The organism is Lysinibacillus sp. GJ-1, from assembly GCF_021166035.1.
GTDB lineage: Bacteria > Bacillota > Bacilli > Bacillales_A > Planococcaceae > Lysinibacillus > Lysinibacillus sphaericus.
The window spans coordinates 3,470,664-3,492,888 of sequence record NZ_CP088912.1; the positions used below are offsets into that span (position 1 = coordinate 3,470,664).

Annotated in this window: 24 protein-coding genes; 5 read left to right on the plus strand and 19 right to left on the minus strand. The window is 38.0% G+C overall.

What is annotated here, in order from left to right; all coding sequences use genetic code 11:
* Window positions 1–29: 29 nt before the first annotated feature.
* The 4 genes from LO754_RS17175 to LO754_RS17190 form a co-directional block, all read right to left on the minus strand.
* Window positions 30–794, minus strand: coding sequence for a TrmH family RNA methyltransferase (locus tag LO754_RS17175; RefSeq protein WP_024363851.1), 765 nt, complete (start codon window positions 792–794; stop codon window positions 30–32).
* 112 nt (window positions 795–906) lie between these two features.
* Window positions 907–1,875, minus strand: coding sequence for a sensor domain-containing diguanylate cyclase (locus LO754_RS17180; protein WP_038509874.1), 969 nt, complete (start codon window positions 1,873–1,875; stop codon window positions 907–909).
* Between the two features lie 27 nt (window positions 1,876–1,902).
* Entirely contained in the window at window positions 1,903–2,697 is a 795-nt protein-coding gene (locus tag LO754_RS17185) for an alpha/beta fold hydrolase (RefSeq protein ID WP_231784890.1), read from the minus strand.
* A gap of 359 nt (window positions 2,698–3,056) precedes the next feature.
* Entirely contained in the window at window positions 3,057–4,406 is a 1,350-nt protein-coding gene (locus tag LO754_RS17190) for an FAD-binding oxidoreductase (RefSeq protein ID WP_231786349.1), read from the minus strand.
* A 174-nt stretch (window positions 4,407–4,580) separates the two neighbouring features.
* On the opposite strand from LO754_RS17190, the gene LO754_RS17195 reads away from it, so the two are divergent.
* The 3 genes from LO754_RS17195 (at window position 4,581) to LO754_RS17205 (ending at window position 6,523) form a co-directional block, all read left to right on the plus strand.
* Window positions 4,581–5,987 (plus strand): LysM peptidoglycan-binding domain-containing protein, encoded by a 1,407-nt coding sequence (locus LO754_RS17195; RefSeq protein WP_231784891.1) that lies wholly within the window; start codon window positions 4,581–4,583, stop codon window positions 5,985–5,987.
* Between the two features lie 173 nt (window positions 5,988–6,160).
* Window positions 6,161–6,319, plus strand: a complete 159-nt coding sequence (locus LO754_RS17200) for a YfhD family protein (protein WP_105928897.1) — start codon at window positions 6,161–6,163, stop codon at window positions 6,317–6,319.
* A gap of 12 nt (window positions 6,320–6,331) precedes the next feature.
* Window positions 6,332–6,523, plus strand: coding sequence for an H-type small acid-soluble spore protein (locus tag LO754_RS17205; RefSeq protein ID WP_024363847.1), 192 nt, complete (start codon window positions 6,332–6,334; stop codon window positions 6,521–6,523).
* Between the two features lie 104 nt (window positions 6,524–6,627).
* Here the strand turns inward: LO754_RS17205 and LO754_RS17210 are convergent, their stop codons facing one another.
* Window positions 6,628–8,787, minus strand: coding sequence for a bifunctional diguanylate cyclase/phosphodiesterase (locus LO754_RS17210; protein WP_024363846.1), 2,160 nt, complete (start codon window positions 8,785–8,787; stop codon window positions 6,628–6,630).
* A gap of 212 nt (window positions 8,788–8,999) precedes the next feature.
* Complete coding sequence (locus LO754_RS17215) at window positions 9,000–9,524, minus strand: sigma-70 family RNA polymerase sigma factor (RefSeq protein ID WP_231784892.1); 525 nt, start codon at window positions 9,522–9,524, stop codon at window positions 9,000–9,002.
* 236 nt (window positions 9,525–9,760) lie between these two features.
* On the opposite strand from LO754_RS17215, the gene sspI reads away from it, so the two are divergent.
* Window positions 9,761–9,970, plus strand: a complete 210-nt coding sequence (gene sspI, locus LO754_RS17220; RefSeq protein ID WP_024363844.1) for a small acid-soluble spore protein SspI — start codon at window positions 9,761–9,763, stop codon at window positions 9,968–9,970.
* Between the two features lie 77 nt (window positions 9,971–10,047).
* Window positions 10,048–11,427 carry an FAD-binding oxidoreductase gene (locus LO754_RS17225; protein WP_024363843.1) on the plus strand — a complete coding sequence of 460 codons (1,380 nt, stop codon included), beginning with the start codon at window positions 10,048–10,050 and terminating at the stop codon, window positions 11,425–11,427.
* A gap of 221 nt (window positions 11,428–11,648) precedes the next feature.
* On the opposite strand, the gene LO754_RS17230 is transcribed toward LO754_RS17225, so the two are convergent.
* From LO754_RS17230 to LO754_RS17290, 13 genes are all read right to left on the minus strand, one after another.
* Window positions 11,649–12,161, minus strand: coding sequence for a GNAT family N-acetyltransferase (locus tag LO754_RS17230; RefSeq protein ID WP_231784893.1), 513 nt, complete (start codon window positions 12,159–12,161; stop codon window positions 11,649–11,651).
* An 81-nt stretch (window positions 12,162–12,242) separates the two neighbouring features.
* Window positions 12,243–12,950, minus strand: a complete 708-nt coding sequence (locus LO754_RS17235; RefSeq protein ID WP_231784894.1) for an amino acid ABC transporter permease — start codon at window positions 12,948–12,950, stop codon at window positions 12,243–12,245.
* Between the two features lie 11 nt (window positions 12,951–12,961).
* Entirely contained in the window at window positions 12,962–13,663 is a 702-nt protein-coding gene (locus LO754_RS17240; protein ID WP_231784895.1) for an amino acid ABC transporter permease, read from the minus strand.
* A 24-nt stretch (window positions 13,664–13,687) separates the two neighbouring features.
* The gene (locus LO754_RS17245) at window positions 13,688–14,512 is read right to left on the minus strand and encodes a transporter substrate-binding domain-containing protein (RefSeq protein WP_231784896.1); all 825 of its coding nucleotides are present in this window, start codon (window positions 14,510–14,512) and stop codon (window positions 13,688–13,690) included.
* 16 nt (window positions 14,513–14,528) lie between these two features.
* Window positions 14,529–14,807, minus strand: a complete 279-nt coding sequence (locus LO754_RS17250; RefSeq protein ID WP_231784897.1) for a glutaredoxin family protein — start codon at window positions 14,805–14,807, stop codon at window positions 14,529–14,531.
* 15 nt (window positions 14,808–14,822) lie between these two features.
* A complete protein-coding gene (locus tag LO754_RS17255) occupies window positions 14,823–15,836 on the minus strand; it encodes an LLM class flavin-dependent oxidoreductase (protein ID WP_231784898.1) in 1,014 nt (337 codons plus the stop codon).
* 47 nt (window positions 15,837–15,883) lie between these two features.
* Window positions 15,884–17,212 (minus strand): LLM class flavin-dependent oxidoreductase, encoded by a 1,329-nt coding sequence (locus tag LO754_RS17260; RefSeq protein ID WP_024363836.1) that lies wholly within the window; start codon window positions 17,210–17,212, stop codon window positions 15,884–15,886.
* Between the two features lie 200 nt (window positions 17,213–17,412).
* On the minus strand, window positions 17,413–18,309 hold the full coding sequence (locus LO754_RS17265) for a LysR family transcriptional regulator (protein ID WP_231784899.1): 897 nt from the start codon (window positions 18,307–18,309) through the stop codon (window positions 17,413–17,415).
* Window positions 18,310–18,612: 303 nt separating this feature from the next.
* On the minus strand, window positions 18,613–19,578 hold the full coding sequence (gene argF / locus LO754_RS17270) for an ornithine carbamoyltransferase (RefSeq protein WP_024363834.1): 966 nt from the start codon (window positions 19,576–19,578) through the stop codon (window positions 18,613–18,615).
* A gap of 291 nt (window positions 19,579–19,869) precedes the next feature.
* Window positions 19,870–20,085: a helix-turn-helix domain-containing protein gene (locus LO754_RS17275; RefSeq protein ID WP_024363833.1), complete on the minus strand. Its 216-nt coding sequence runs from the start codon at window positions 20,083–20,085 to the stop codon at window positions 19,870–19,872.
* Window positions 20,086–20,138: 53 nt separating this feature from the next.
* Window positions 20,139–20,372, minus strand: a complete 234-nt coding sequence (locus LO754_RS17280) for a hypothetical protein (protein WP_231784900.1) — start codon at window positions 20,370–20,372, stop codon at window positions 20,139–20,141.
* A gap of 43 nt (window positions 20,373–20,415) precedes the next feature.
* The gene (locus LO754_RS17285; protein ID WP_024363831.1) at window positions 20,416–20,898 is read right to left on the minus strand and encodes a DUF2975 domain-containing protein; all 483 of its coding nucleotides are present in this window, start codon (window positions 20,896–20,898) and stop codon (window positions 20,416–20,418) included.
* 196 nt (window positions 20,899–21,094) lie between these two features.
* The gene (locus LO754_RS17290; RefSeq protein ID WP_231784901.1) at window positions 21,095–22,183 is read right to left on the minus strand and encodes a M42 family metallopeptidase; all 1,089 of its coding nucleotides are present in this window, start codon (window positions 22,181–22,183) and stop codon (window positions 21,095–21,097) included.
* Window positions 22,184–22,225: the final 42 nt, after the last annotated feature.

The following is a 22,225-nucleotide window of genomic DNA, read 5'->3' on the forward strand; positions in this document are numbered from 1 at the left end:
GGTATTTCTTTCCATTTACACACCAATTTCTATTTAACAAAGCCATATAACACAATACCTGTTGCAACAGCGACATTTAACGATTCTGCTTGTCCGAAAATGGGAATAATAATGTTTTGATCTGTCATCGCTAATAGTTGTGGATTAATGCCACTGCCTTCATTGCCCATCATAATCGCAAATGCACCAGTATGCTGAATTTCATGATACACGACTGCATCCTCATCAAGAGCTGTCCCAAATACAGGTACACCATTGTCCTGAAGCATATCAATCCAATCTTCCAAATCACCGCGGATTACGGGAATATGGAAATGTGACCCTTGGGCAGAACGCAATGTTTTTGGGTTATATAAATCTGCACAACCTTTGCCTAAAATCACTGCATCCAGACCAGCCGCATCCGCTGTTCGGATCATTGTGCCAATATTACCTGGGTCTTGCACAGCATCGATGAGAAGTACCTTGCGCCAAGAAGCCATTGCATCTTCTTCTACCGCTAGCTGTTTGCATACTGCAAAAACTCCTTGAGAGGTCTCTGTTTCCGCAAATTCTTTTGCTACAGCTGCTGTTACTTCCACCATTGCTACATTGTCGATTGGCCATAGCAACGGTAAATCAACACCCTCGCGCACGATTAGCTGTAACACTTGATTATTGTTTTTCAACGCTTCTTCTACTAAATGGAAGCCTTCCACTAAAAACTCACCCGAACGTTCACGCTCTTTTCGCGTAGTTGCTAGCTTTTTCCAATATTTCACTAACGCATTTTGCGTAGATTCTATTCTTTTCATCGTAGTTTGTACCGCCTTTATCCTATTTACTGTTCATTATTATACAGTAGAAAACCGCAAATTACATAGTCCAGTAAAACACAGTAAATTGTCAGAATTGTTTGCGTGCCAGTCACTCAAACAAACTCACTTTGTTTCTTCCGTTCTCTTTCGAAGTATATAAAGCCTGATCCGCCTTTTTCAAAATCGTCGCATCGGAATCGTTCTCGGTTGCTGTGGCAATGCCGATACTTATCGTAATTCTTCCTGTCTGCCATTGAGCCTGCTCAACCGTTTGACGAAGTTGTTCAGCAATAGTCCAACAATCATCGACACTGGTATCAGGTAAAATGATGACAAATTCTTCCCCACCATAGCGCGCTACTACATCGCTTGGACGAGCTTGTGCATCTAAAATTTGTGCCAATTGGGCAAGCACCTCATCTCCTACTTGATGTCCAAATGTATCATTGACCCTTTTAAAATGATCGATATCCAAAATTAATAGTGAGAAAGGGATCGCCGATTTCCTGAACATAGCAAGCTGTTCTTCAAGCTTTTCTTGAAAAAATCTTCTGTTTTTCAAACCTGTTAGCTTATCCGTAATGGAAAGTTCTACAAGCGTGGCATTCATAGATAATAACTCTTCTTGTTTGTGCTCAATTGCCAAATGGATTTGCTTTAATTTTGCTAATGCTTGATCCTTTTCTAAATAAGCCGCCTCTAGTTGCTTTTTAGCCGCACGTAATTCTAATTCATAATCAATGCGCTTTTTCATCGGCACTAAAACGCAATCAATACATTCAACCTCTCCCACCGCATACTTCCGACCGTTCAACAGAAAAGGAATGGCTGTACCATTGTCATGCTTTAAACTGATGAATAATTCTTCCACATAATCGTACAAATTAATGGTCGGGTAAAAAAATGAATGAAAAATCATTTTGTTAGGCTTGGACATTAGAATTTCAATATGCTGGTGTAATATATCCACCCGTTCATAACCCATCCACTGCAGAAAGGTCTGATTCACCTCAATCATGATGCCATCAAGTGTAATGGCAATAAATCCACAAGGTGCATAGTTCAATCGTTTATCCATTTCTGATAATAATCCTTTCATTTTCCATTAAAGAAATTGTGTAATTAAGTCAATCGTTTCTTGCGGATGGCTAATATGTGGATAATGTCCTTTTGCTGTCATTAAACGCAACGTGCTAGCTTTTAAATGCTGATGTAGATATTCTGCAACTTCAATCGGAACGATACTATCATCCGAACATTGCATGATTAAAATAGGAATACTTGCCTTAGATAAGTCACTTCGATGATCCGATAAAAAAGTAACTTCCGCAAACTCCCTTGCAATGACTGGGTCTGCTGATTTAAATGTTTGTTCAAGCTCATTTGTAAATTTTGGAGACTCGGGATTATTCATAGCAATAGGCGCTAGAAAACTAGCCCAACCCGAAAAGTTCATTTCCATCATATCTAATATTTCCATAATGTCACTTAGCTCAAATCCACCAACATAGCCATCTCTATCATTTAAATAACGAGGTGAAGTGCCAATCATAATTAGTTTTTCAAAATAATCTGGGCGTTCAATGGAGGCAAGTAAGCCAATCATTGAACTAATAGAATGACCAATAAAAATGACCTGTTGCAGTTCAAGTGTCTCAATGATATCCAAAACATCCTGCTTGTAGCCCTGAAGTGACTGGTATTTTTGAGATTGATAGGCATTAAAATCAGAATTACCTGAACCAACATAATCAAATAAAATAATTTGATAGTGTTCCTCGAATGCAGGTGTAATATAACGCCACATATTTTGATCGCAACCAAATCCATGTGCAAATAAAATTGGTTGCTTCCCTTTGCCGATTATTTTCACATTATTGCGTACAACTACATCCTTCATCGCATTTACTCCCTCTAGAAATATATGTAATATCTCCATTTTGACGATGTATTCAATAATTATCAAGGGAAATAACGAGTATGAAATGAATAATAAAAGGCATCGTGACATAATTTTTTAATAATTTCGAAACAAAGGCTCTGTGTTTTTCCATTTTCTCTGTAAAAATAGCGCTTTTACAAGCGTATAAATTAGTAGCTAGTTACAACGGCAACCCCTGTGTAACAGCACAAATGAGGGGCATGCATGCTACCGAGAAATCGCCAGTTTATCTTTAAAACATAGCAAAAAAGTGTTAGATTATAAGCGCTCAATCTAACACTTTTTCTCTTAGGTTCCAACTTTACTTTATAAGGGAACTACAGCCACTTTCGAATCGGAGGAATACTTTGCTGGAATCGAAATACATTGAATGGATCGTATTTGGTTTTCACTTCTCTTAACCGTCTGAAATTACGTCCATAGTATGCAGTTGACCAGTTTTCAATCGATTGATCTGGAAAGTTCACATAATCCCCCATTGTAAACGGGGATAATGTCCTTCTTACATCTTCCACCCACTGAATATTTTCCTTTTCATCTTGAGTTTGTTCCCATGAAGTGATGTACTCTTGGGCAATAAGAGCATCGCGATAGTAATAGGCAGTACGGTTTGGTGCAATGTGACTAACAGCACCTCTAAGCGATTGGTGCCAGATGCTCGCATTTCTGTTAGGTGCATTTGCTAAAAATTGCTTCATAGTCAAGATGGCAGCATGCGGAAATGGTTTTTCAATAAAGGAACCTGATCTTTTACGGAGTGCCGGCTGGTTACCACTCGGAACATCAAAAAATCGAACTGCTTTCATATAAGGCACTTCTTTTATCCATAGATCCGTTGGTGACCCGCTTTTTCTTAATGGTCGTAACAGCTTTTTTAATTCTGATGGTGCGCCAACAAATATACCTTGCACAACAACTTCCCCCACTTCCTTTGCTTTTAACTCTATTTGTGAGGTTAAACGTTCATCTGTAAAAGGCGCCCATTTTTGCCATGCATCAAAAGCAATCTCAAAATCATCCCAGTCCCATGAAATATGGAAAAGAGACACTTCCGCTATAGGATGTAACTTAAATGTAAGTGCTGTAACAACTCCGAAATTCCCCCCACCGCCACCACAGCTAGCCCAAAATAAATCACTATTCATCTGCCGATTTGCTCGAATCAGCTCCGCTCCTTGATGGCCACTCGCTCCAACCATTTCAATTTCCATTAATTGATCGCAAGTAAGCCCAAAAGGACGAGAAAGCATACCGATACCTCCACCAAGCGTTAAACCCACAATTCCTACACTACTTTCAGTTCCTCCTGGAATTGTCATACCATGTTCCCATAATGTACGATATACTTGCCCTAAGTTCGCACCCGCCTCAATGCGAGCAGTTCCATAATCTAAATTAATGGTTATGTCGTTCATTTCACTCACATCAATGACTAGACCGTGATTGATTAAGGAATAATTTTCATAACTATGACGCCCACTCCTTATTCGGAAGTCCTCATTATTTTCCCTAACCCATCTTAAAGCGTTCACGACATCTTTTGTCCTTTGGCAAAAGACAATTTTACTCGGGAATTTTGGCAAACTTAAGTTATTATTTGTCCTCGCTTCATCGTAATCTGGATCACCTGGACTAACAATTCTTCCTGTGAGCTTTACTTTCTTCAACATACAGCCCCTTTCTCCAATAATGCAATGTGCATGTACTATACTATGTATATTTAATGAGGAAAAAATATGCATTTTAAAATGGGAAAGAATGAAAAATAACATGGCATTTCATCATCAGCTATCCATTTTGTTTCATATGATGCATTAACAAAACCTATTAGGGGGAGAACAATGTTAATACATGTAGTTAGTGCGGGTGAAACATTATGGCACATTGCAAACCGTTATGCTGCGCCACTGCAAGCAATTACTCATTTAAATGCGTTACCTAACCCAAATCAATTAATAATCGGACAATCACTCGTTATTCCTTCTGCTTACACAACGCATATCGTCAAAAAAGGTGACACATTATCGACGATTGCCAAACAATATAACATATCAATGCAATCAATTATTCATATGAATCACCTTACGAATCCAGATGTTTTAACACCTGGAACAAAACTGATTATTCCGCCCATTACACATACTGTACAAGCTGGCGAAACATTATCACAAATCGCTAGCAACTATGGTACAACTGTTCAAGCGATTGTAGAAGAAAATAGCATAACAAACCCAAATATGATTTATGTCGGTTCACAGTTAGTTATTCCTAGAGTCAAGCCTACTATTGAAGTTAATGCTTATACGTATCAACCGCCTGAAGAAGCTGTTCAGTCATTGCATGCAATCGGTCATCTTCTCACTTTTTTTAGCCCGTTTGCTTATATGATAGAGGAAGACGGTACATTACAACCGATTAATGATCAAGCAATGATTGACGCAGCACAATCGCAAAACATCCTACCAATGCTAACTATTACAAATTTTACGTCTACAGAAAGCGGCTCCAACTTAGCCCATATTATTTTATCTAACGAACAGTTACGTGTAAAAGTGATGGATAATATCTTACATGTGATGCAGGATAAAGGCTATAAAGTGTTAAACATAGACTTTGAAAACGTTCTACCGACAGACCGAGAACTATACAACCAATTCCTTCAATTAGCCGTTGATCGTCTGCACCCGCAAGGTTATTTAGTATCAACTGCACTTGCTCCAAAAACAAGGTCTTCTCCAGCAGGGTCAACATATGAAGCATTTGATTATGAGGCTCATGGCAAAATTGTGGATTTTGTTGTGTTAATGACCTATGAATGGGGCTATCGCCTTGGACCTCCACAGGCCATCTCGCCCATCAATGAAATGAAGAAAGTTGTAGAATACGCTCTAACAGTAATACCCGCTAATAAAATTTTTTTAGGCTTTCAAATTTATGCTCGGGATTGGCTAGTTCCTCATGTCAAAGGGCAAGAAGCGGAAACCTTTAGCCCGCAAGAAGCCATTAGAAGAGCCAAACAATTTGGCGCTACTATTCAATATGATCGCACTACACAATCACCATTTTTCCGCTACGTTGATCAGCAAGGAAGAAATCATGAGGTTTGGTTTGAAGACGCCAGAAGCGCACAAGCTAAATTCGATCTACTCAAGCAGTATCATCTTCGTGGTGTGAGCTATTGGGCTTTAGGTTTTCCATTCCCTCAAAATTGGGCACTATTAGAAAATGATTTCTCTATAAAAAAATAAGGACTACTACTAGAATTTCCCGAAACGCTATCTTTCATAAGCTTTTATGAATCTTGGCCAAACCTTTTGACATTCCTTCATGAATTTCTTACGTTTCCCTAGTATTTCCCATGATAAAAATAGCACTTGAAAGCCATATTAAGAAATATCAAAACTGAAAGGAGACAGCACACATGGGAAGAGATAATAAACAAGGGAAAAGCCAAAATAAAGGCTCATTACCACAGACACCAAAAAACCAAAAAATCGCACCTGATAAAGTAAAAGAAGAGTTTTCCCAAGAATTCACAGAACTTATTAATGCTGTGACGAAAAACAAGCAAAAAAAATAAGGGGGTATTCAATTGGAGTATCAACGCGCACAAGAAATTGTTGCCTCTCCATCGGAATATGAAGTGAGCTACAATGGCGTTTCGATATGGATTGACAAGCTACATGATGATCGCAAAACAGCCACTGTTCATTTACGTCGCTCGCTAGAAGAACGCTCTGAAGTCAATATTTCAGAACTGAAAGAAGAATACCTCGTTCATTAAAAAAATAAGGACTCCCCAAAAATCCGCATTGTACTTAATTAGATGCAACCTTGTTGCAGCCTAATTAAGTCAAAGCGGATTTACCATTTTCATTTACTATCTTTTTAAATGCTGTATTCTTCCCCGTATTTAAAACGCTCTAAAATATCATTTGCATGCATATGTAAGTCATTAAACGTTGTTGCAAGCTGTTCAGCTGAAATAGGCTTACTAAATAAATAACCTTGTATATAATCGCAATCCCCTGCAACAAGGAAAGCAAGTTGTGCAATTTCCTCTATCCCCTCAGCGACAACTTTTAAACGTAAATGCTTTGCCATTGAAAGGATCATGGATACAAGCGCTTCATCATTTGGGTCATGTTGAATATTATGTACGAAAGCACGATCAATTTTTAAACAGTCGATTGGAAAATCTTTTAAATACGACAAAGACGAGTAACCTGTCCCAAAATCATCGACAGCTATTTGAATCCCTAGTGCTTTTAATTCATGTAAAAGCTGCGTCATTTGATCAATATTCATTGTCATACTTTCTGTAATTTCCAATTGAAGATAGCTTGGTTCCAACTTACTTCGTTGTAAAATCTCTCTCACCATTTGTACTAAATCTTGCTGAAATAATTGGCCAAGAGATAAATTAACCGCAACTTTCATTGGCGGCAAACCTTGCGCTTCCCATGCTTTTACTTGCAAGCATGCTGTTTCAAGAATCCATTTTCCCAGAGGAATAATAAGCCCTGACTCTTCTGCTATCTCGATAAACGTATCAGGTGGGACAAGTCCACGCTCTGGGTGACGCCAGCGCACTAGCGCCTCGACTGATTCTATTTTTCCTGTTTTCAAGTTAATTTGTGGCTGATAAACCAAATAAAACTCCTGTCGCTCGAGCGCCCTATGTAACTCCTGCTCTAATAAAATACGATCTGCCACACCGGTTGACATATGCTGTTGGTAAAAAAGAAGTCGTTGCGGTAATTGACTCGCTTCACGCATCGCTAGCTGTGCATGCGTCAATAATTGTTCAGCCGTACAATTGGCGTCATTGAATGCAATGCCAATATTGACATTGCCTTTTAATGAAAAAAGTTGTACTTGCAGCGGCTGATTCATAACGTTTTTTAAATTCAAACAAAACTGGATCAATTCTTCTTTTGTTTGTACATGATGAATAAAAATGACAAACTGGCTCTCCCGTAACTTTGTGGCAAAATAATGGGGTGGTAGCATCGCTTGAATTCTTTCAGCTACAAGTTTCATCATCTTATTGGAATAACTAATGCCTAAGGAGTCACTAATAGTTGCTAGACGATCAATTTCAATGGAGATAATGGCCTGTTGTTGCCTACCATCCTTATGCAGCTTCTCCTTTAATGTTTTTAAAAGAAGACGCTCATTCGGAAGTTGGGTAATATCATCATGATAAGCTTGAAAAGTTAGCTCCTGTTGCGATTGTTCCAAGTCTAGCTTAATTTTTAATAGCTGTTGATAGGGCTTTTCAACTGACGTATAGTAAATTGCCTTCAGAAAAATATAATACGCAAAAAATTGATAAAAGAGTGCAGCGAACATCCAAATACCACTGAAGTTATAGCTACAAACAAATAACAAATCACTCAAAATCAAATAAGCAGACCCACTCATTAGCCATCCAGTTTGTTTTGGTGCCTCCTTATAATGCTTGCTTAAAAAATAGATTGAAACACCTTGTAAAACCGCAGTCAATAATTGCGCGCTATTTTGTATTGTTGTCACTAATGGACTATCATCAATAAAAGGCTGTGCCTTATACAACATGATGAGTACCAGTGCAACAGATAAAACCGCAATGCCATAAGCAATCCTACGATGTGCCAACGTTAACTTTTTTCTAGGCTTTACAAGCATTAGTAATACACCAATTACTAAAGCAAAGCGCATGAAAATCTGTATCCAAACGCTTAGTAACATTATGTCTAGGCTTTGAGAAACTGCTAAGACAATGTTCGCAATTTCTAACAAAGCAACAACGAAAAATATACTACCTATGTATAATGTTTGATTTGATAATAGCTGTGAAAAGATTAACCATGAATGAATAGCAATGGTCATAGTAAATACAACGATAAAAATTTTCATGATTAAACTTAAATAAACAAAGCTACCTTCAAAAATAGCAAAAAGCTGATGGTTAAAAACGATTAGTGGTAGTAATAGTAGCAACGGTATCGCACTAAATCCAAGCTCCTTTTTGTCTATAACTATATTATTACGCGCGTTTTCCAATACTAACCCTCCATACCAAGTTATACTCATTTTAAATAGACGGGTATATATACCCATTAATTCATAGCAAAGACATTGAAATTGTATATATCTTAGACTTCTTACAAATCATAGCACTTTTATTAGACTTTGTATGCATCAAGCAAAAGTATGCTAATATTCAATTTATTTTGATATTAGCATACTTTTACTATCTTTTTGTAGTAATTTCTTTATCGACGGTAGAGACTACGGAGCTTATATATCAGTCTTGTACGTCTCTTTTTGACTGCAGCAACAGACAGAGATAGTTCTTTAGCTATTTCATCATACGTATAGCCTTCTAGGTAATAAAGTTGCAGTATCTTTTGGTCTACCTCTTTTAAATTACCCATGATTGTATCTACTAATAAACAAGCCTCTAGTCGGTTAATCTGTTCCTGCTGACATCTTATACTGTTTAATTTGTCGTCAGCTACAAATGTCACGTTGTCTTGGAATTGTTTATTCTTTGTCAGTTCTTTCAAAATTTCCCCTTTAACAGTTGAATAAATATATGCAGAAAACTGCCCGTTCGATGGATAGGCCTTTTGATAAGCTTTCCACACAGCAATTGCTGCAATATGGCGATAATACGCAAAGTCTTTGTAAATATGGCACTTTAATAAAATAGAAGTAATCATCGGTTGGACTAATTCTAATATTTCCTCAAATGGCTGTTGTGGCGAAAGAAGTTGTTTGTGCTTGTCTTGTGACACTATTACTTTCCTAACGACTTGTGCACAGTCCATTATTCCTAGGTGATACTAGCTTAACGTGCGGCTACCAAATCGTCGACAAACGCTTTTATAAAAAATCATCAACGAAACTTTTAAAAAATCGCCTTAATTTAGCACAAATAATAAGAAGTATTTAAACAAATCATATGTTTTACCTTCATTTAATACATATTTCTTTTTTCGCTGGACACATTATGACTAAGGAGGCGAAATAGATGAATTTTCAAATAAGAGATGCCATTTCAGCAAACGTACATGGGCAATCCGCAGCAGAATTTAAGGATATAGTGCAAGATGCTATTTCACGTGGTGAGGAGCATCTACTACCTGGGCTTGGTGTATTTTTCGAAAAATGGTGGCAACAATCAACTGCTGAAGAACAAGATGCATTCGTTCAAAAGCTTGAAAAAGTATTTGCACACTGATTTTTTATGAACACTTCATTCCAATTCCACTAATCGCATGATAAATTAGATTTATCAGAAAGTTTGGAGGGATTGGAATGACTGTTGCAATAGAGCTACTAGTAAATCAACTTAGAGAGGTATTATCGGATGAGCAAGTGTCGACAAACGACACAGTACGAGAACTACATGGCAAAGACGAATCTCATCATGCGATGAATTTACCTGATATCGTCGTCTTCCCACGTTCTACAGGAGACGTAAGTGCCATCATGAAAATCGCACATGCTAATCTTATACCCGTTGTCCCATTTGGTGTTGGCTCAAGTTTAGAAGGCAATGCTATTCCGATTGAAAAAGGGATATCTATCGATTTTTCTGAAATGAATGCAATTTTAGAGATTCGTCCAGAAGATTTATTAGTGAAAGTGCAACCAGGTGTGACACGTGCACAATTAAATAAAGAACTTAAAAAACATGGGCTACAATTTACGGTAGATCCTGGAGCAGATGCGACACTTGGTGGTATGGCTGCAACAAACGCCAGCGGTACGACAGCAGTTCGTTACGGTGTAATGCGCGACCAAGTACGGGATTTAGAAGTAGTACTTGCTGACGGAACTGTCATTCATACGGGCAACTTAGCAGCGAAATCTTCTTCTGGCTATCATTTGAACGGTTTATTTGTTGGTTCAGAAGGTACGTTAGGATGCTTTACAGAGCTGACATTGCAAGTTTACGGTATTCCAGAATTCGTGACTGCTGGCCGTGCTGTCTTTGAAACAGTGGGCGATGCTGTCAGTGCAGTAGCCGCATTATTGCAGGCTGGCATCTCCGTTGGTCGCGTTGAACTAGTCGATGAAGCTTCTATTACACAAGTGAATATTTATAATGAAACAACGTATGATGAAAAACCTACGCTATTTTTAGAATTCCACGGCAACGATGCAGGTATGCGTGCAGATATTGAATTTGCTACAGAAATCTTTGAGGATTTCGGCTGTAAGAGTGTCCAATTTGAACAAGACAATGCAGCACGCAATAAGCTGTGGGAGGCACGTCATTCTTTAGCCTATGCATATATTCATGCGTACCCTGGTAAAAAACTAATGTCAACTGACGTCTGTGTACCGATTTCAAAATTGGCAGAAACGATACTCTATGCACGCGAACAATTAAATACTGTCGGTCTAGTAGGAGGCATTGTCGGACATGTCGGAGACGGCAATTTCCATGCTCTATTAATGTTAGACCCAACGAATGCGCAGGAACAGGCTCAAGCTGACCGTTTTAACGAACATATTGTACAGTATGCATTGCTTCGCGGTGGAACTTGTACAGGAGAACATGGTGTAGGGATTGGGAAGATGAAATATCAATCAATGGAGCACGGTGCCTCATTACTTGTTATGAAAAGCATTAAGGCAGCACTTGACCCACATAATATTATGAATCCAGGAAAAATTTTCAACTTGTAGTAGCGATATATTTTCACTTTCATTAATTGAGAAAAAACACGACCCCTCCAACTAAGGAGAAGGTCGTGTTTTGAACATGATTAAAGGTGACAGGCACTTATGTCACGCTCTGTTCAAGTGCACGTGGAACCATTGTTTCGACGAGATAATCTTCTTCTTCATAAATGATTTTCTTGAAACATCTAACAATACCCGCTGATTACTTTTCAGCGGGTTATTCGTTACAAATCATAGCGGAAGCTTTTCACCAAGATATCGCCTTTATAAAACTCTTTTGACTCGTCTCGGACAAAACCGAGTGATAAATAGAGGTTGATCGCAACTTGCATAATATCACCAGAATGTAAATAGAGAGATTGATCCTGACGCTTGCGAGCAAAGGCAAAACTTTCTTGTAATAATTTTTTAGCCACACCTTGCCCCCTCCCTTTCGGATGAACTGCTAATAAGCGTACAATCGTTGACTCAATACCAAGTTCAGGAAGACCGTATGCTTTTTCAGCATTTGTAAATAGTTGCAAGCCTCCTACAATTTCCTGCTCACGCTTTGCAACTAATATTGTCTCTGCATTTGGATTGCCAACAGACGACCGAATATCTTGTAAATATTGAGCCCAATGCGCTGGGTCTTTGTAATCTTTCTCATACTGCGCATAACTGTCCACTAGCACTTTCAAATAAGCTGGATAATCTTCTTGTCGTAAATGTTCAATAACAATTTGTGCTACTGTCATAAACAACACTCCTTTCACTTCTTTTTCGATTGAAAACGGGATAAGCACTCAAACGTTGAACAGCGTTCTTATTGCACACAACTAGATGCCTCCCTTACTATAAGCCGTCACCCTCTTTTCGATTTGGTGAGCAAACCATTCCACAACAATTGAAACACCCCAATAGATTAAACCGACTGCTATAAATGCCTCTAAAAACTTTAAATTAACTGAAGCCACGATATTCGCTGCGCCTGTTAACTCTTTAATTGAGACAAAAAATGCCAAAGAGGTCGCATGCAAAAATCCAATAAAGACATTTGTAAAATTCGGTATGGATTGACTAAATGCTTGAGGTAATATCAAACGTCGCATTGCCTGCGAAAAGGTTAGCCCAACAGCATACGCCGCTTCTAATTGCCCTTGTGGCACACCTAAAATACCGGATCGTATAATTTCTGATGCATAAGCCCCTGCACTTAACGTCAACGCTAGTAAGACCAAAAATAAAATTGGAATCGTATTTGACTGAAAATCCAAATTCAATGCTTGTGCCATTGCATCTACAACAATTGGTATTCCAAAGTAAATAAGCATAATATGCATAATAATCGGTGTGCCTCTGAAAAAAGAAACGTAAAAATTTAATAACGGTGCTAGTATTTTTAGTTGATTTAGGCGAACAAAGGCGACGATGATGCCAATTAAAATACCTAAACAAACAGGTGTGAATGTCATAAACAAAGTTAAAGGCAACACCTTAAAAATTTCCTGTAATGCGTGCCCTATAAAAGCTACATCGATAGTCATTTTCTTTCCCCCTAGCTCATCGCTACTTCTTTCATATAACGGTTGAGATAGCGTTCATTACGTTTCAATATCTTTTCCGCGAACAGCACAATCACATAATAAACGACTGATAGTGCCAAATAGATTTCTAGTGCTCTTGTAGTTGAAGCAATCAGCGTTTCTCCTCGACCGACCATATCCATAACACCAATTGAAAATGCCAATGACGTATCCTTTAACGAGCTAACCATTGTATTCGCCATATTTGGAAAGGCGATACGTAGCGCCTGTGGCAAAATAATACGTAAAAATGCTTGCGCTCGATTTAAGCCGACAGCGTAAGCCGCTTCTAATTGCCCACGGTCAATCGTTAAAATAGCAGCTCTAAAAATTTCTGCAAACGAGGCAGCATTACTGAATGTATACGTTATGATGACAAAATAGATAGCATCCATTCTTGTTACATCAATATGAATCATCTTTAATAGAGCAGGTACACCGTAAAACACTAAAAACAACTGAATTAAAATAGGTGTGCCACGAATAAACGAAATATAAATCGTAACCATTTGTTTTAAAATTGGAATTTGTAATAGCTTTGGTATGGCAGCTACGAAGCCAAACAATAGGCCAAAAACAATCGAAAAAAATAAGATCTCCAGTGTTACGGGTAAATATTGAAGCAATATCGGAAGTACATTCGCTATTAGCATCCAGTCAAAATCATTGCCCATACTTCCCTCATCCTCTCCTATGTGTTAGAAATCTACAGTATAGTCATCACCTAACCACTTTTTACTAAGCTCGCTAATTACGCCTTCTGTTTTAAGCTCTCTAATCGCCTCATCAATACGCTCCTGTAAAGGTACTTCATCTTTGTTTAGTAAAAAGTAAACTTTCGAGTTTAATAGTGCGTCACCCACTACTTTTTGTTGAGCTTCATTGCTTTCGTTATAGTACTTCACTGCAAATGGTGTTGTAATAATTGCATCAAGACAGCCTGTCGCAAGTTGATTATTAACATCCACTGATCCAGAGGAGTACACAATATTTGCCCCTAAATTATGCTCTTTATTATATTTTTCAATAAAAACAGCAGAGTTGCTCGTTGGCGACACACTTACATTTTTGCCTGTTAAATCCGCAATCGATTGGATGTCATTATTTTTCTCATTGACCGTTACTTGTAATGGAAATACATTATATGGCTCCTTGTTAAATAGAAATTTTTCCTCCCGTTCACTATTGACCTCCATCTGATGTGCGATTAAATCAATTTTCCCTGTTTCTAAACTTAGTAATAAGTTTGAAAATTCCATTGTTTTAAATTCAAAATTATACTCCGGTAGCTTTTTATCAATCGCTCTTACAAGCTCAACATCGTAGCCTGTTAAATTCCCCTTATCATCAAGGAAGCAAATATTAGGAAATTGCGTACCTGTTCCAACCAGTATTGTTTGAACGTTATTTTTACCTTGTGCTTTCGCATCTTTACTACTATCTATTTGTGATTTTTCTGTACTTGAGCAAGCCGTTAACAATAACATAAGTACACATGTTAAATAAAACGTTAATTTCCTCATCGTATCACTCCCTTTCCTAAACTTGCGATGGTAGATGAATAGCAAGTGCTGTCTTAATATGTTCAAGTCCAAGTTCTGTAACGGCTTTGTATACCCCATCCTCACTTGATCCAATTTCTACTACTGGCACATAGCGTACGCCATACTTTGTATCAAGAATGTCACGAAAAGCATCGTTATGTGTAATATCAACTGTTCTATAGGCAATTCCTTGCCCTTGTAAATAGGCTTTAACTTCCTCACAATAGCTACAACCTTGCTTTGACCATACAACTACATCGATTTTTTTTGCCATGTTTAATAATCCTCCTTAACTTACTGTTTCATGTTGTTGTAAATGTAAATTTACTGGACTTAATAGTTCAAATGATCGCTGTCGTTCAAATGCCTTTAAAATCGGTGTATGCAAAATAAACTCATCAATTTGATATTGCTTGTGAAAGGCATCCAATGTGGCTTTTATCTCTTCAGGCGTACCGTATAAAATATCAGCATCATACTGCTGTACAGTGAACGCTTCTCCTGATTCCTGCCCAAATTTTTCTGCTAATTCCACCGATTGTAGTGTCAAACTACGACCACTTGCCAAATGTACTTTCGTAATTTTTTGTTCTCCTACTAATGCCTGTGCCTCCTCTTTTGTTGGGGCGGCACAGGCGGCAATTGATACTGCAAAATGACCATTTGGGAAATGCGTGCGATAGGTCTTAGCCGCTTCCTGTAAAATTGCCGAATCACTATTGATAAAGCGAGCAAAGACAAAGGCAATGTCAAGCTTACCTGCAAGAGCTGCACTTTGAGGGCTTGCACCAAGTAAAAATAACGATGGTTTTACTTTAGGAATAGGTGTTGCCTGAACATCTTTTAGTTCATGCTCTGATGGTAGCGCGTTGTCCATTAATTGCTGTAAAAACGTTAGTCTTTCCTCAAAGTCCTCCCCATTGTTCAGCGTGCCAAATTGCAATGCCTTTGTAGACAATGGTAGACCTCCTGGTGCTTTTCCAATGCCCAAATCTACTCTCCCTGGTTCTAACGTTGCGAGCACATGGAAATTTTCTGCCACTTTGTATGGGCTATAATGTTGTAACATAACCCCGCCTGAGCCAATACGAATTGAGGTCGTTTTTGCAAGTAAATACGATACTAAAACTTCTGGTGAAGTGCCTGCTAATGTATCGGTATTATGATGTTCTGACACCCAAAAACGCGTATATCCTAACTGCTCAGCTCTTTGTGCTAAAGCGACTGTATTTTGCAATGCTTGCTCGTTTGTCGCATTGTCGATAATTGGGCTTTGGTCTAAAATGCCTAAAGAATAACTCATACAATACCTCCTCGAAATATATTTATTCAAATAAGTTTACTTGGTTTTTAAACAGACTGTGTGACATAACGGCTTTCTTTAAATGGTAATCCTAAATTACCTCGCAATGTATCTGCCTCATATTGCTCTCTGTATAGACCTCGTGACTGCAAGATGGGTACAACTTTATCGACAAAATCATCAAGTGCATCAGGCACTGTTACAGCTACAATAAAGCCATCCGCTGCTTCTTTTTCAAACCATTCCTGTACTAAATCCGCAATGCGTTCAGCAGTACCAAAAAATGTCGTTTTCGGTGTAGCTTCACGTAATGCTACTTGACGAAGTGTGAGCCCTTCTTCTTTAGCATAGGTTTTAATATAATCTGTCGTGCTACGGAAGCTATTTGCTCCAATGTCACCTAGCTCTGGGAATAATGCATCCACATCATACTGAGTAAAATCATGATGATCAAAATAACGACCAAGATAGGCAAGTGCACGTTCAATGGAAACAAGCTCTACTATTTCCTGATACTTTGCCTCGGCTTCTTCGATTGTGTCTCCGATAATAGGTGATATTCCTGGGAAAATCTTCACTTCATCAGGATTTCGTCCAACTTCTGCAACCGCCGTTTTTACTCTTTTATAAAACTTCTGTGCTTCTTCGAGTGATGCACCATGCGTAAATATGGCATCCGCATCCTTTGCGGCTAAGCGGATACCTGCATCCGAGGACCCTGCTTGGAAAATAACAGGTTGCCCTTGTTTTGAGCGCGCAATATTGAGCGGGCCTTGTACCGAAAAGTATTTCCCCTTATGTTGTAAGGTGTGTAGCTTTGCTGGATCGAAAAATACGTCATTTTCCACATCTGCTATAAAAGCATCATCATCCCATGAGTCCCAAAGTCCCTTTGTCACCTCTAAGTATTCCTCAGCAATTTGGTAACGTTCTGCATGACTAGGATGCTGGTCAATCGTTTTATTATAATTTAACGCCGTGCTCTCTAATGGCGTCGTCACCACATTCCAACCTGCTCGCCCATTGCTAATATGATCGAGTGATGCCAATTGTCGTGCTACCGTAAATGGTTCACTATATGAAGTGGATACCGTTCCTACAAGTCCGATGTGATTTGTTGAAACTGCTAGTGCCGATAATAACGTTAACGGCTCAAAACGATTTAAAAAATGAGGGATTGACTTTTCATTAATAAATAAACCATCTGCAATAAAAGCTACATCAAACTTCCCTTGTTCCGCCTTCTGTGCTTGTTGTATATAAAACGGCAAGCTAACACTTTGATTGCTTGCTACTTTTGGGTGTCGCCAGCTCGAAATATTGCCACCTACACCATGAATAATCGCCCCAAATCGAATTTTATCCTGTCTCACCATACCTGTTCTCCTCCTTAAAAATTTTTATTTTACTAAACTTAGTGGTTAAGTATGTTTTGAGTTAAAAAATAATATTTCACTTATGCTGTCAAACAGACATGCATAAATAAAATAGGATTGAGGAAGATATTACCGTTCATTAACCGATTATGCAATAGGTCTTATAATAGAAAAAATTTTTTGAGCTATAAATTTTTTTATCATGAAAATGTTTGGGTATTTTCAAACTGAATAGCTGTATTTAGAATATTGTCCCAAAAAGCAGGTTCCAGTGTATCGTTCTTCAAATAAGTTAAAAAAATATGCTGGTTCATATCGAGTAAATGCTTCACATCAATTTCAACAAACTCGCCGCTTTCAAGCTCGTTTTTCACACATAGATGTGGCAAAAAGCTCATATAACCTTTCGTTCGAATAAATGCCTTCGCTACTTCTAAATGGTCTGTTCGCACTTCAATATTTGCCGATACGCCTTCTACCTCGAACATTTTATGGACATAGTTCCAATCAAATGCGCCACATTCAAAAAACACCATTTTTTGCTGCGCTAATTCTTTTGCCTTTAAAACGACTCCTTGTGTCAAAGTATGGTCTCGATGCATAACGAGCTTTACTGCATTGCTTAATAACAACTCATTGCATACTCCTTGTCGATGCACATATTGCATAAACCCTATATCAATTTGGTGACTCTGTAATTTTTCTAACAGGATTGTTGTAGGACCTGTGATGATTTGAAAGCGCATGTGAGGAAAGCTTTCCTTCCATTTAGGTAAGGCATATGCCAAAAAATATTGGGCTGTCACACCGTTCGTGCCAATACATACTTCATTTATTGTTTGCGTTTCCTGCAATTGCTTTTTCCCTTGCTGAAATGTTTGCACAATCTGTGTAGCAAATGGTAAAAAATCTTTTCCTTTCTCTGATAAAATGACACTTCTTGCATCGCGATAAAATAATTCAACGTTTAACTCACGTTCCAATGATTTGATACGAGCTGTAACTGTTGGCTGTGATAAAAACAATGCATTGGCAGCCTTATGAATGCTTTTATAATGGACAACATATAAAAATGCCTCGATATGATCAATGTTCAAATAAAGCCCTCCTAAAATTTCGTATTGTTCCTATTATATAGATATTCATCAATTTTCTCTATAACTGATTGGAAAACTATGTTATTATCAATAACCATTTGAATAAAAAAAAAAGCAACCCAGCGTCTCCCAGGTTACTTTCACTATGTAGCGATGAGGTCATCCATCTTGACAACGTACATCGCGCGCAGCTACATCCCTCTGTCTGTATGCCGCTTTATGTTATTCACAGATGACACCCACTGTTGTCAATGTGAACTCTCTATATAGCAACTCTCCATAAGAAAGTCATCTAGCCTAACGTTAAGCCATAATAGAAGCTAGAACAGCTTTTTGAGCATGAAGTCTATTTTCTGCTTGCTCAAAGATGTAAGAATTAGGGCCATCTATAACTGATGTTGCCACTTCTTCTTCGCGATGAGCTGGTAAGCAATGTAAGAACATATAGTCTGGCTTTGCATGTGCAACAAGTTCATCGTTGATTTGATAACCAGCAAAATCTTGTAAACGTTTTGCAGCTTCCTCTTCTTGCCCCATTGATGTCCAAACATCTGCGTATACCACATCTGCATCTTGGACTGCTGTTACAGGATCATTTGTAATCGTAATGGTACTACCGTTTTTCTCTGCAATCTTTTGTGCTTTTGCGATAACTTCCGCATCGCATTCATAGCCAACAGGCGTTGCAACAGCTACATGCATCCCTACATGTGCAGAAGCAACTACTAATGAGTGTGCTACATTGTTGCCATCTCCAACATAGGCAATTTTAAGACCTTGTAATTCACCTTTATTTTCAAAGATTGTTTCTAAATCTGCTAATGCCTGACAAGGATGATAAATATCCGTTAAACCATTAATAACAGGGATCGTAGCATGCTCGGCTAGTTCTTTAACCATTGCATGAGAGTTTGCACGAATCATAATGCCATCTAAATAACCTGATAACACATGTGCAGTATCATAAATTGATTCACCGCGTCCAATCTGCAAATCACGCGCATGCATAAACATACCTTTACCGCCCAATTGTTCCATGCCTACTTCAAATGAGATACGAGTACGCGTTGAATGTTTTTCAAAAATCATTCCGAGTGTTTTACCTTCAAGTAATTTCGGACATTTACCTTCTTTTGTAATTATTTTTAGTTGAGACGATAGTGCAACTAACTGTTGAACTTCTTCACTTGTATAGTCTAGCAAAGTTAGTAAGTCTTTCCCTTTTAAGCTTGACACTAACTTTAACTGTACCTCTTCTAATAATTTCATAGCCTTCGCTCCTTGCTTTTGTTACTGTTGAACTTAGTATACACATGCATAAATATAAAATCAACTGAATTTTTATGTTTATTTTCAAAAATTAGAATTCATCAGTTATTTGTGACAAAAATACGTCTATTTGAATATTTATGCATACACAACGTATTGTCAGCATACTACTGCCATAGTTACATTGATAACCATTTCATATAACCTGTTTTGTTGCCATAAAAAAGAGCCTACCCGAAGTATGCTCTGGTCACACTTATGCAGTTATTTAAAGCTATTCTAAATATTCTACTACTCTTCGGCATCACTTCGATATTCTAAAATATCGCCAGGCTGACAGTCTAACGCCTTGCAAATCGACTCTAAAGTAGTTAATCGAATTGCTTTTGCCTTTCCATTTTTTAAAATAGAAAGATTCGCCATTGTTATGCCAACCTTTTCCGAAAGCTCTGTTACGCTCATTTTTCGTTTAGCTAACATCACATCGATGTTAATAATAATCGCCATATCCTCAACCTCACACTATTCAATCATTTTCCGATTTTATGTCTACGATTTCTTTATACAAGTGTTTGGGAAAACCTCAGATTGCGATGACACTCGAATGCCAGCAGTTCCACTCTATCACCTTTAATAAAAATCGCAACAACGAGAATTCCCGCTACAACAAAAGCACTGATAACAATAGCACAGAACTTGCTTACTTTTAAAGCCTTAACTGATACTTCTGAACATGTCTTGTTCCTAGCAATGCCAAGCAACAGCTTATATGCATTACTATAAAGCAAATACATAAGTTGCTCCTGAAAAAGCGTTGGTAATGCTAAGTTACTTTCCTCAAACAACTAAGTCGTTTTCGGATTTAATTTCGACCGCTTCTTGTAAAAGTCGTTGAAGAACAGCAGCAAATACTGCTATCACCATAGAGGCAAATGGTACAAGCAATCCAACAAAAATCACACCTGGTGCATCGTCTTTCTCAGCAAAAAGGTAAAAAAGTGGCAAAATCAGGACATGTAAACTACTAATGATAATGGCACAATATTTAATCTTCTTTAAAGATTTTACAGAAAGTTCCGAGAAGGCTTTGTTTTGATCAATGTAACGTAATAGTTGAAAAGCCTGATACAAAGCAAAGTAAAACGGAATGGAAGATGCATACAAAATAATCGATACGATATATTGTATTGAAGAAAACGCAGGTAATAACTTTTCTGAAAGCGTCCCTAGTTCCGGTACAAGCAAAATACACAGTGCTAAAACTGGGATAGCCATTAGTATGACCGCTATTTTTAAAAACAAAGTTGTTGCTATTTTCATAAAAACACCTCATTGGTTTATATTCAATTTGATTTTAATATATTATTTATCGTTTTACAATAAATAAACATTGATTACCATTTCACAATCCCTTTCTATCCACTGCAAGAAGATCCACCCGTATCGCTAGGGCATGCTAAAATATAAAAAAACCTTCTAACAAATTGTTAGAAGGCTAAACTGCATTATAGCATGATTAATCAAATGTTATTTTGTTTACTGCATCGCGGTCTAATTTTTTGATCACTTCAACCATTAACTTCACAGCGTTATCGTAGTCATCACGGTGTAAAATCCCTGCGTGTGAGTGGATATAACGTGTCGCAATACCGATTGATAAAGCAGGTACACCATTAGCTGTAACATGGATAGAACCAGCGTCTGTGCCGCCACCAGCCATTGCTTCAAATTGATATGGAATATTGTTTTCATCCGCCACATCTAAAACAAATTCACGTAAACCACGGTGTGAAACCATAGATGCATCGTAGACAACGATTTGTGGACCTGCACCCATTTTACTAGTCGATTCTTTCGGTGTTACCCCTGGTGTATCACCTGCAACACCAACATCAACAGCAAAACCGATATCTGGTTGAATTTTATGAGTTGCTGTTTTCGCACCACGAAGACCTACTTCTTCTTGTACGTTCCCTACAGAATATAGGATATTTGGATGTTTTTCATCTTTTAATGCCTTCATGACATCAATGGCAATCGCACAGCCAATACGGTTATCCCATGCTTTTGCTAATAAATACTTCTCATTTTTCATTACATTGAATTCGAAATAAGGTGTTACCATGTCACCAGGACATACTCCCCATTCAAGTACTTCTTCTTTAGAAGCAGCACCCACGTCGATAAACATATCTTTAATGTCTACTACTTTGTTACGTACATCGGCTGGTAAAATATGAGGTGGTTTAGAACCGATTACCCCAATAATTTCTTCACCTTTGCGTGTTGTAATTGTCACGCGTTGCGCAAGCATTACTTGGCTCCACCAACCACCCACTGTTTGGAATTTGATGAATCCTTTATCATCGATTTGAGTGACCATAAAGCCTACTTCATCTAAATGTACTGCTACCATAATTTTAGTACTGTTTTCATCGCCTACTTTTTTAGCGATGACGCTCCCTAAATGATCTGTTTCTACAGCATCTGCGTATGGTGCGATGTATTTTTTCATAACTTCGCGTGGTGCACGCTCGTTACCTGCAATGCCGTTCGCATCTGTTAAATCTTTAAACATTTGCAAAGTTGAATCTAGTTGTGTCATCCTTTTGCCTCCTACATCTTGTATCCCCTCTATTATACTTCG